10 protein-coding genes are annotated in these 9,810 nt (G+C 69.7%); 1 reads left to right on the top strand and 9 read right to left on the bottom strand.

What is annotated here, in order from left to right:
- Positions 1–137: 137 nt before the first annotated feature.
- The 8 genes from VGV13_02420 to VGV13_02385 form a co-directional block, all read right to left on the bottom strand.
- A complete protein-coding gene (locus VGV13_02420; protein ID HEV8639932.1) occupies positions 138–938 on the bottom strand; it encodes a glycosyltransferase in 801 nt (266 codons plus the stop codon).
- A 148-nt stretch (positions 939–1,086) separates the two neighbouring features.
- Complete coding sequence (locus VGV13_02415; GenBank protein ID HEV8639931.1) at positions 1,087–1,806, bottom strand: ABC transporter ATP-binding protein; 720 nt, start codon at positions 1,804–1,806, stop codon at positions 1,087–1,089.
- Positions 1,803–2,450, bottom strand: a complete 648-nt coding sequence (locus VGV13_02410) for a class I SAM-dependent methyltransferase (protein ID HEV8639930.1) — start codon at positions 2,448–2,450, stop codon at positions 1,803–1,805. The genes VGV13_02415 and VGV13_02410 overlap by 4 nt, the downstream gene beginning before the upstream one ends.
- Entirely contained in the window at positions 2,428–3,891 is a 1,464-nt protein-coding gene (locus tag VGV13_02405) for a hypothetical protein (protein ID HEV8639929.1), read from the bottom strand. Before VGV13_02405 ends, VGV13_02410 begins: the two co-directional genes overlap by 23 nt.
- Positions 3,869–4,603, bottom strand: a complete 735-nt coding sequence (locus tag VGV13_02400; protein HEV8639928.1) for an ABC transporter ATP-binding protein — start codon at positions 4,601–4,603, stop codon at positions 3,869–3,871. Before VGV13_02400 ends, VGV13_02405 begins: the two co-directional genes overlap by 23 nt.
- Complete coding sequence (locus VGV13_02395) at positions 4,603–5,523, bottom strand: branched-chain amino acid ABC transporter permease (GenBank protein HEV8639927.1); 921 nt, start codon at positions 5,521–5,523, stop codon at positions 4,603–4,605. The genes VGV13_02400 and VGV13_02395 overlap by 1 nt, the downstream gene beginning before the upstream one ends.
- Complete coding sequence (locus tag VGV13_02390) at positions 5,520–6,398, bottom strand: branched-chain amino acid ABC transporter permease (GenBank protein ID HEV8639926.1); 879 nt, start codon at positions 6,396–6,398, stop codon at positions 5,520–5,522. Before VGV13_02390 ends, VGV13_02395 begins: the two co-directional genes overlap by 4 nt.
- Positions 6,399–6,634: 236 nt before the next feature.
- The gene (locus tag VGV13_02385; GenBank protein HEV8639925.1) at positions 6,635–7,813 is read right to left on the bottom strand and encodes an amino acid ABC transporter substrate-binding protein; all 1,179 of its coding nucleotides are present in this window, start codon (positions 7,811–7,813) and stop codon (positions 6,635–6,637) included.
- Positions 7,814–7,930: 117 nt separating this feature from the next.
- Here VGV13_02385 and VGV13_02380 point away from each other — a divergent pair, with 117 nt between their 5' ends.
- Positions 7,931–9,118: a CoA transferase gene (locus VGV13_02380; GenBank protein HEV8639924.1), complete on the top strand. Its 1,188-nt coding sequence runs from the start codon at positions 7,931–7,933 to the stop codon at positions 9,116–9,118.
- An 18-nt stretch (positions 9,119–9,136) separates the two neighbouring features.
- On the opposite strand, the gene VGV13_02375 is transcribed toward VGV13_02380, so the two are convergent.
- The gene (locus VGV13_02375; protein ID HEV8639923.1) at positions 9,137–9,637 is read right to left on the bottom strand and encodes a hypothetical protein; all 501 of its coding nucleotides are present in this window, start codon (positions 9,635–9,637) and stop codon (positions 9,137–9,139) included.
- Between the last annotated feature and the right edge of the window lie 173 nt (positions 9,638–9,810).

Raw genomic sequence — 9,810 nt, 5'->3', positions numbered from 1 at the left:
TCCAACTATTCGCGCCTAGGAAGGCACCGTGTACGTCGTTCGTGGACAGATTTAGTATCAACAAGTTGGAACGGCACTAGGAAGGCACCGTGTACGTCGTTCGTGGACAGATTTAGTATCAACAAGTTGGAACGGCACTAGCGCACGACGTGCGCGCGGATCCAGTCGCCGAGGCGCTCGCCCACCGGGCGGACGTCGCACGGCAGCCGGTGGCCCCACTTCCGGACGAACCGCTGCAGCGCCGCTTCGCGCTGGGCCAGGTCGGCCCGCTCGCGGTCGGGCCGCTCCGCGAAGTCCCGTGTGCGCGTTCCGCCACCGCGGTGATGAAAAGGCGCGTGCACGACGACGCACCGCCGTCCCGTCTCCCTGACCGCCATGGACAGGTCGCGGTCGATGCCGTGGAAGAAGCCATATCCCTCGTCGAGGCCGCCGACCGCCTCCATCAGGTCGCGGCGCAGGCCGAGGCACACGGCGTCGACGACGGCAACCTCCTCCCACGGCGCCTTCACCGTCGGGCCCTCGACGAGGCTGTGGACGATCGTCCGCCCCGCGACGCGCCCGTTTCTCCGGATCCGCTTGGCGCCGTACAGCCCGGCCAGGCCGATCCCCGGCTCGGCCAGCGCGGCCAGCAGGCGCCCGAGCCAGGCCGGCTCCACCAGCTCGGTGTCGTTGTGCAGCAGACAGACGAACTCGGTTCGGGCCAGCCGCCATCCGCGGTTCAGCGCGGCGATGACCGAGGCGTTGCTCCCCGACGCGTCGTAGCGGAGCGGGAACGGGGAGCCGAACCGCTGGAAGAACTCGCGGGTGCCGTCCGTCGAGCCGTTGTCGATCACGACGAGGCCGAAGGGCTCAGGGGTCGCCCGCAGGCTCTCCAGGCAGCGGCGGGTCAAGGCGAGCTGGTTGTACACGCACAGCACGAGCGTGACGCGGGGGCTCATACATCGGAGGGGGCCTCGGCGGCCCCCTCCGAGACCTCCCCCACCACCCTCCGATACCTCCCCACCCCTTTTCGTTGCGCCGGCAAAGCCGGCGCTCGAAGGAGCACGCTCGGCACGCGATACCCCGTTTGCGCTGACAGCGGGTGGCTCATCCGCCCAGGTACAATCGCTTGACGTCGGGCTCGGCCAGCAGCTGCTGGCCCGGGCCCTCGAACCGGTTCCGCCCCAGCTCGAGGACGTAGCCGCGGTCGGCGACGGCCAGGGCCCGGGCGGCGTTCTGCTCGACCAGCATCAGCGTGTAGCCGGCCCGCTTCATCTCCACGAGCTTTTCGAAGATGAGGGTCACGAACTTGGGCGCCAGCCCCAGCGACGGCTCATCGAGCAGGATGAGCTTCGGCGCCGTCATCAGCGCGCGGCCGATGGCCACCATCTGCTGCTCGCCGCCCGACATGGTGCCGGCCTTCTGCTTCCGGCGCTCGGCCAGCACCGGGAACAGCGCGTACACGCGCTCCAGCGCGGCGGTGACGCGCGCGGCCTCGGTCACGATGTACGCGCCCATCTCGAGGTTCTCGAGCACCGTCATCTGGGGGAAGACGATGCGCCCCTGGGGGACGTAAGCGAGGCCCCTCTGCAGCACGAGGTCGGGCCGCAGCCCCGTGATGTCCTCGCCGTTGAACGTGATCGTCCCGGCCCGCGGGCGGAGCAGCCCGACGATCGTCTTGAACGCGGTCGATTTCCCGGCGCCGTTCGGCCCGATGATGCTGACGATCTCGCCCGGCCGTACGGACAGCGCGACATCGTGCAGGATGTCGATCTTGCCGTAGCCCCCGGTGATCTTCTCGGCCGTCAGCAGGGCTCCATCCTTCATGGACGGGCCTCGCAGATATAAAGGATGTGGGGATAGGGCAGCACGTCGACCATGAGGTGGCGGCGGACGGCGAAGCCGCTCGCTTCCAGGGTCCCGCTCAGCGCCTCCGCGCTCCAGTAGTGCAGGGGACGGCCGGGCGCCATCGCCTTGTCCAGCGCCCACGTGAACCAGCGCTTCGGCGCCGGGCGCGTGTCCACGTCCTTGAGGAGCAGGAGCCCGCGCGGCGGCAGGCTTCGGCGGAGCTGGGCGAGCAGCGGCGCCACCGCCGCGGGCGGGATGTGGTGCACGATGTCGAGCATGTAGGCGGCCAGCACCTCGCCGTCGCCCTTGAAGTCGCGGGCGTCCCCTACCTCGTAGCTCACGTTGTCGAGCCCCAGGCGGGCGGCGGCGCGCCGCGCCAGCGCGATCCGGCGCCCGTTGATGTCGAGCCCCCGGATGAAGCGGCGGGGGCCGGTGGCGGCGTAATAGAGCGAGAACAGGCCGAAGCCGCAGCCGATGTCGAGCACCGGCCCCGCCGGGGGCAGGTACTGACCGATCTCGTCGAGGAACCGCTGGCGCAGGATCCAGAAGCGAGCCCAGCAGTAGGCGCGGACGATGGGGTCGTCGTAGGCCCGGATGATGCTACGAATCGTCTTGCTTCGCATAGACGATGTACCCGTCACCCTGCGCGTGGAGCCGGTAGGCCGCCGCCAGGTGGCGATGGAGCTCGGGGAACGTCTCGACGCGCTCGGCGCCGCCGGCCGGCCAGCCCCGCCGGAAGAGCACGATGAACCGCGGCGGGCGGCGCCCCAGATCACGCAGGAACTCGGCCCGCAACCGCTGGACCGCCGGGGCGCTCGGGTCGTGGAAGAGGGGAAAGTCGTAGAGAAACCGCGTGGGCTGCACCGCGCGGAGCCGGAGCAGGGCGTGCACGCCCCCTTCGGAGGTGTCGAGCACCTGGATGAGGTCGCCCGGCCCCAGGCGCCCGCCGAGCTCGCGGACGACGGCGCTCACGCGCCGCTCCTTGTCGCGGATCCACTCCGCGTCACCGGCCTCGACCCCCTTGGCGCCGAACAGGAGCCCGAGGGCGGCGAGATTGCCGGCCAGCAGCGCCCCCGCCACCCACCGGCGCGAGCGGAGCATCGGCTCCAGCTCCGAGAACAGCAGGACGGCGGCGAAGGCCGCCAGCGGGTACACGTGGTACTCCCAGCCCTTGCCCTGTCCGACGTAGTGCACGACCCCGTAGGCGAGGCCGAGCGCGGCGATGCCGTGGCGAGGCGTGAACCGTCGATGGGCGGCGGCGCTGCCCAGGCTCAGCGCCACGGCGACGCCGACGGGAATCCACGCCTGCCACCGGTGGAACCCCCAGGGGACGGGACGGCCCAGACGCGAGTAGAGCGGCACCAGGTAGTCGAGGGCGACGGCGCGCCAGGCCGGCAAGGCGCCCAGGGCCGCCATCCAGCCGACGACCGCCAGCAGAGGCAGCGCCACGCCGGCGACGAAGATGGTCGCCGGCAGCGCGGCGCCGGCGCGCCAGGCGCCGACCAGCACGACGAGCCCGAGCGCCGCGGCGAAGAGCGCCGCGTGAGGTTTGATGGTGATGGACGCGCCGAGGGCCAGCCCGCCCCACGCGAGCGAGGTCGCCTGGCGTGGGCACTCGAGCCACCGGGCCACGCCGAGGGCGCCCAGGAGGAGGAGCGGGCACAGCAGGAAGTCGCGCTGGCCCGCCTGCCAGGCGCCGCCCGCCAAATGATGCACGGCGAAGAACAGCCCGCCCCCCGCCGCCGCGACGAGCCCCCAGGGCGCGGCGAGCGCCCCCACCGCCAGCGCCCCGCTCGCGAGCCACGCGAGGTCGAACGCGCGCCAGGCGAGGTCACCGGGCCCGCCGAAGCGCAGCACCGCCAGGTGCAGCAGGTACACGCCGGGGGCGTTCATGTCGAAGAGGTCCCGGTAGGGCGCTGCCCCCTCGGTGATCCGCCAGGCGATGTAGTGCATGATGGGCGCGTCGTGGATCAGCGGCCAGGCGAGCGATCGCCACCCGAGGGAGGCCACCAGCGCGGCGAGCCCCCCGAGCAGCACCGCGCTAACGGCCGAAGTAGGCTTCAATGACCCGCTCGTTCGCCTGGATCGCGCCGGGCGATCCCTCGGCGATCTTCTCGCCGTGGTCGAGGACGAACACCATCTCGCAGAGGCCCATGACCACCTTCATGTCGTGCTCGACGAGGAGGATCGTCTTGCCCCGGTCGCGCAGCCGGCCGATCGCCTCCAGCAGTTCATTGAGGAGGGTCCGGTTCACGCCGGCGGCCGGCTCGTCGAGGAGGATCAGCGAGGGGTCGCGCATGAGCATCCGGATGAACTCGACGAGCTTCTGCTGACCGTAGGAGAGGTTCCCCGCGTACTCGCCGGCCAGCCGCTCGAGCTTGACGAAGCGGAGCAGATCGAGCGCACGCTTCCGCGCCTCCGACACCGCGCCATCGGTGACGACGAGTAGGTTCTCGAGCGCGGTCAGCTCGGGGAAGACCCGGATGATCTGGAAGGTCCGCCCGATCCCCTTCCGCGCGATCTCGTGGGGCGCGCGGCCGTCGATGCGCTCGCCCGCAAAGAACACCTCGCCGACGTCGCGACGCTCGAGCCCGGTGATGCAGTTGAAGAGCGTGGTCTTTCCCGAGCCGTTGGGGCCGATGAGCCCGTAGATCCGCCCGGGCTCGAGGGCGAGCGACACCCCGTTGACGGCCGTCACGCCCCCGAAGCTCTTCCGGAGTCGTCGGATCTCGAGGATCGGCGTCACCGTCGCCCCCGACCGCGGCGCCGGTCGCATCAGACGGTCCTCGGCAACCGGTACCGCTGCTGGAGCACCCCCAGCACGCCGCGCGGCATGACGAGAACGACGCCGACGATGAGGGCGCCGAAGAGGATCTCGTGGAGGTAGAGAAAGCGGACCCAGACGAGCTCCTGGAAGACGAAGAGGGTCACGGCCCCCAGGACCGGCCCCCAGATCGTCCCCTTCCCGCCGAAGAGCGCCATGACGATCATCGTGATGGTGGTGATGAGGGGAAAGACGCTGATCGGCTCGATGTAGCCCTGGTCGCGGGCGAAGAACGCACCCACCACCCCGGGCACGAACGCCGAGAGCAGGAAGGCGTACAGCTTGTGGCGGGCGGTGTCGATGCCCATCGCCTCGGCAGCGATCTCGTCCTCCCTGATCGTCATGAGCCTGAGCCCGAAGCGCGAGGTGATGATGAGGTGGGCGCCGGCGGTGACGGCGACCGCCGCCAGCCCCGTGGCGTAGTAGATCGCGACGCTGGCGTACAGGGTGGGGAGCGAGAGCCCTAGCCCGCCGCCGGTCAGCCCCTCGAAGTAGGAGACGAGGACCCGCATGACCTCGTTGAGCCCCAGCATCGAGATCGCGAAGTAGGGCCCCTTCAGCCGGAGGCAGGGGTACCCGATGATGAGCGCCAGGATCACCGCCGCGACGCCGGCCATCAGGGACGCCGGGATCCAGTGCCACCCGTGGGTGGCGATGAGAATCGCCCCGGCATAGGCCCCGGTGCCGAAGAAGGCGACGTGCCCGAATGAGACGTAGCCGGTGAGACCGGAGATGAGGTTCCAGCTCTGGGCGAGGGCAATCCACATGAACAGCTGGAGCATGAACCGGATCCCGTACCCGGTCGCCACCAGGGGATAGAGCGCGAGGAGGACGAGCGCCACGGCCAGGGCCGCCGCCACCGCCCGCCTCATCGCGCGCGTCCCCCCAGGAGTCCAGTGGGACGCAGGAGGAGGACCAGGACCAGCAGCAGGTAGGCCACCGCCTCCGAGAGCTGGGTGGTGAGGAACAGCGACGAGAGCTGCTCCACGAGCCCGAGGAGCATCCCGCCCAGGAGGGCGCCGGGGTAGTTCCCGGCCCCACCGAGCACGATGACCAGGAACGACTTGAATGTGTAGACCTGCCCCATCTCCGGCTGGATGGCGAACATCACCGCCACCAGGCTCCCGCCCGCGGCGGCCAGGGCCGAGGCGATGCCGAAGGCGTAGAGGTGAATGCGGGGGACGTTGATGCCGCAGACCATGGCGACCTCACTCGACTGGGAGGTGGCGCGAAGGGCCTTGCCGAGCTTGGTCTTCTGCAGAAACCAGTAGGCGAACAGCGTGATCGCCACCGCGACGGCGAACGAGATCAGCCGCGACTTGGACAGCGCCAGCGGCCCCACCAGGAAGGCGCCGGTGAGGAATTCGACCGATCGGAGGTCCGCGGTGAAGGCGAGCCGGGCCAGGTTCACCAACGCGATCGAGATCCCGAAGGTCAGCAGGAGCGAGGACAGCTCGGGCGCGTTCACCACCCGCGTCACCAGCGTGTACTGCAGGAGCAGGCCGATGGCGAAGAGGAGCGGCATGGACGCCAGCAGCGAGAGATAGGGGTTGATGCCGAGGAGCTGGAACCACCAGAACGTCGTGTACGCCCCCAGCATGAGGAGCGTGCCGTGCGCGATGTTGATGACCCGCATGACGCCGAAGATCAGGGCCAGCCCCAGCGCGACCATGGAGTAGAGCGCGCCGGCCAGGAGGCCGGAGATCACCACCTGGCCCACCATGGTGGGGGTGATGGTGACGGACATCAGGACAATCGGAGGGGGCCCCCTCCGAACTCCCTGGTCGAAGGGGGCCTCACGGTCCCCTCCGAACCACCCCAACGGCTGCGGCCGGCAGAGCCGGCGCTCGATCCGCCGCCCCGTCTATCGTTGGCTCCACGGCGATGTCGGCAACCGCGGCTTCGCCGCCGCCACGTCGTCGGGCCAGACCATGACCTCTTTGCCGTCCTGCCACCCCGCGTCCAGCCGAGAGGGGGAAGGGGTCAGCGTTGACTCCACGGCGGCGTGGGGAACCTCGCCTTTCCGGTCGCCAGCTCGTCCGGCCAGACGATCACCTTCCTGCCTTCTTGCCACTGGAACATCACCATCTTGTGCGAGATCTGGAAGCCGTCCTTGTCGACCTTGAACCCGCCGTACACGGTGTTGAGGTCCATCTTGAGGATCGCATCCCGAATCTTTTCGCCGTCGAGGGAGCCTGCGCGCTTGATCCCCTCCACCAGGATCTGGCAGCCGGCGTACCCGCCGGCGGAGTGGTAGGAGAGGTCGGCGGCGGGGAACTCGCGCTTGTAGGCCTCGGTGAACTCCTTGGCGCCGGGGTACGGCAGCTCCGGCTCCCACTGGGTGGCGCCGTAGACGAACTCGGCGTTCTTCCCGAGCAGGTCGTAGAACTTTGGCAGGTCACCGCCCACCGTCACCCCGTACATCTTGGGGTTCACGTTCAACTCTCTCATCTGGCGGGTGATGGCCACCGCGTCGTCGAAGTAGCTGGCGGCGCCGAGCACGTCGGGGTTCGCCGCGCGGACCTTGGTCAGGATCGCCGAAAAGTCGGTGTGGCCCTTGGGGTAGGCCTCGACGAAAACGACCTGGAGCCCCTTCTGCTTGGCCAGCTCGATGGTCCCCTGGACGGTCGCCTTGGGGAAGAGGGTGTCCTCGTTGATGATGGCCACCGTCTTGAGGCCCCTCTTGGCCGCCACGTCGAGGAGCCCCTCCAGGTACACCTCGGCCGGGGACTGGACCATGAAGATGAACTTCCGCCCCTTCTTGAAGATCGACGTCGTGGAGGCCATGGGAGCCACCATCGGCATCTTGTACTTCTCGGTGACGTTGGCGACCGCCTCGGTGATGGCGGACGAGTACGGGCCCATCACCACATCGACCTTGTCCTGGGTGACGAGCTTCTCGTAGAGGCGCACGCCGGTGGCGGGCTGGGACTGGTCGTCGTAGAGCACGAACTCGATCTTCCGCCCCAGCGCCCCGCCCTTCTCGTTCACGTGCTTGGCGCAGAGCTGGTAGCCACGGTGCTGGTTCTGTCCGAGCGCCGAGTAGGTGCCGGACAGGGAGAGCGAGGCGCCGATACGGATCGGCTCCTGCGCGTGAGCACCCAAGCTCGTGGCGAAGACGGCGACGGCGGCGAGGAGCGCGCCGAAAGCTTTGCGTGTCATGAGTGGTCCTCCTGGGGGATAAGAGCCCATCACGAATAGCATCCGGCCCCGCGGGGTGTCAAGGCCGCGGCGGCTTTTGACGGGCCGCGGCGCCGGCGCGTACACTCCGCTCTCATCATGGCGGTCCCGCCCCTCGACGGCCTCGGCGTGCTCGACCTCACCAACCAGCTGGCCGGCCCCTACTGCACGATGCTGCTGGGCGACCTGGGTGCCGACGTGATCAAGGTGGAGCGCCCCGGGACGGGCGACGAGGCCCGCGCCGGGGGCCCGCACATCGCCGGCGAGTCGGCGCCATTCATGATCGTCAATCGCAACAAGCGCAGCCTCACGATCGACCTCAAGACTGCCGAGGGGCGCACGCTGGCCCGGCGCCTCGCCCAGCGCGCCGACGTGATCGTCGAGAACTGGCGCCCGGGGACGGCGGCCCGCCTGGGTCTCGGCTATGAGGACGTCCGGGCCCACACGCCGCGCGTCATCTACTGCTCGATCTCGGGCTTCGGGCAGACCGGACCCTATGCCCCGCGCGGGGGGTTCGACCGCATCGCGCAGGGGATGGCGGGGCTGATGTCGATCAACGGCGAGGAGGACGGCCCGCCACTGCCGGTGCCCGTTCCCGTCGCCGACATCGGCGCCGGAATGTTCGCGGCCCTCGCCGTCCTGGCCGCGCTGCAGGCGCGCGCTCGCACGGGCCAGGGCCAGCAGATCGACGCCTCGCTCCTCGAAACGCCGATCGCTTGGGCGGTGTACGAGGCGGCCGCGCACTTCGCGACGGGTGAGGTGCCTCCGCGGCTGGGCCAGGGGCATCGCACCAACGCGCCGTATCAGGCGTTCCGCACCGCCGACGGCTGGATCAACCTGGGCGGCGGCTCCCCGACCTTCTGGCCGCAGATCTGCGGACTGCTCGGGCTGGAGACGCTCGTCGACGACCCCCGCTTCGCCACGCCGGCCCTCCGCGTCCGGAATCGCAAAGCGCTGGCTGCGCTCCTCGAGGAACGATTTACAACAGCGCCGACCTCGGTCTGGCTCGAACGCCTGGAGGGGGCCGGAGTGCCCGCCGGTCCCATTCTGACCTACGATCAGGTCTTCGCAGACCCGCACGTACGCCAGCGCCAGATGGTGGTCGAGGTCGACCACCCGCGCGCGGGGCGGACGCGCATCCTTGGCATCCCTTACAAACTCTCCGGCACGCCCGGCGCGATCCGCCGGCCGGCGCCCATGCTGGGGGAGCACACCGACGAGATACTCCGGGGGCTGGGCTACGACGCGGCAGCGATCAGGAGCCTGCGCGAGCGGAAGATCGTCTGACCCGCGCCCGCCGGAGTCCTAGCCCCGGAACTCCTCGTCCAGGATCTCCCGGATGAACCGGTCGACCGAGACGGGATAGAACCGCGCGTCGGGAGACACGATCACGCCGGTGTCGATGACCTCCCGTTGCGCCAGCTCCTCCAGCACCCGTTCGAGATGGCCCTCGGGGTCTCGGCCCTGGCGGCGGATCGAGAGCTCCTCGCTCTCGAGCGCGACCCGCGAGGCGTAACGGAAGCTGAAGACGCGCGCGACCAGCGCGTGGTGCATCAGCTCGCGCTCGCCGAACAGCTCGCCATAGGTCGGCCCGTCCCGCCCGGGGGCGATGACCAGGCGGGGAGACACGCGGATCCGCCCCCGCACCTCCACCGCCCGACCGGGCTGGTCGCGCTCGGCGCCGACGAGGATGTAGGGCAGCACGTGGTAGCCGGTGATGATCCCGCGAAGCGGCCGGCGGACGATCCGCGTCTGCTCGAAGACGTGGCGCAGCAGCTCGGGATCGTCCCAGGAAGCTTCTGGCATGTGAGTCCTAGTGTACGGCATCGCAGACTCGTTGACTTCCTGGCGCCGGTGATGCAAGGCTCACGTCGATGGACGATCGCGCCATCGACCGGGGCGGCGGCCGGATCGAGTGGGTACACGTCTGCGAGCGGTGCGGGGAGCGGATGGAAGAGCAGAAGTGCAAGATCGTGTGC

The organism is Candidatus Methylomirabilota bacterium, assembly GCA_036001065.1.
In the GTDB taxonomy this organism is placed as follows: domain Bacteria; phylum Methylomirabilota; class Methylomirabilia; order Rokubacteriales; family CSP1-6; genus MNEF01.
Note: the sequence above shows the minus strand (reverse complement) of the source record. Positions and strands in the feature narration are given on the sequence as shown.

Coding starts and splice junctions, on each gene's coding strand:
- VGV13_02400 (HEV8639928.1), bottom strand. CDS start 4,603: ATGCGACCGGCGCCGCGGTCGGGGGCGACGGTGACGCCGATCCTCGAG.
- VGV13_02410 (HEV8639930.1), bottom strand. CDS start 2,450: ATGCGAAGCAAGACGATTCGTAGCATCATCCGGGCCTACGACGACCCC.
- VGV13_02380 (HEV8639924.1), top strand. CDS start 7,931: ATGGCGGTCCCGCCCCTCGACGGCCTCGGCGTGCTCGACCTCACCAAC.
- VGV13_02415 (HEV8639931.1), bottom strand. CDS start 1,806: ATGAAGGATGGAGCCCTGCTGACGGCCGAGAAGATCACCGGGGGCTAC.
- VGV13_02390 (HEV8639926.1), bottom strand. CDS start 6,398: ATGTCCGTCACCATCACCCCCACCATGGTGGGCCAGGTGGTGATCTCC.
- VGV13_02395 (HEV8639927.1), bottom strand. CDS start 5,523: ATGAGGCGGGCGGTGGCGGCGGCCCTGGCCGTGGCGCTCGTCCTCCTC.
- VGV13_02375 (HEV8639923.1), bottom strand. CDS start 9,637: ATGCCAGAAGCTTCCTGGGACGATCCCGAGCTGCTGCGCCACGTCTTC.
- VGV13_02385 (HEV8639925.1), bottom strand. CDS start 7,813: ATGACACGCAAAGCTTTCGGCGCGCTCCTCGCCGCCGTCGCCGTCTTC.
- VGV13_02420 (HEV8639932.1), bottom strand. CDS start 938: ATGAGCCCCCGCGTCACGCTCGTGCTGTGCGTGTACAACCAGCTCGCC.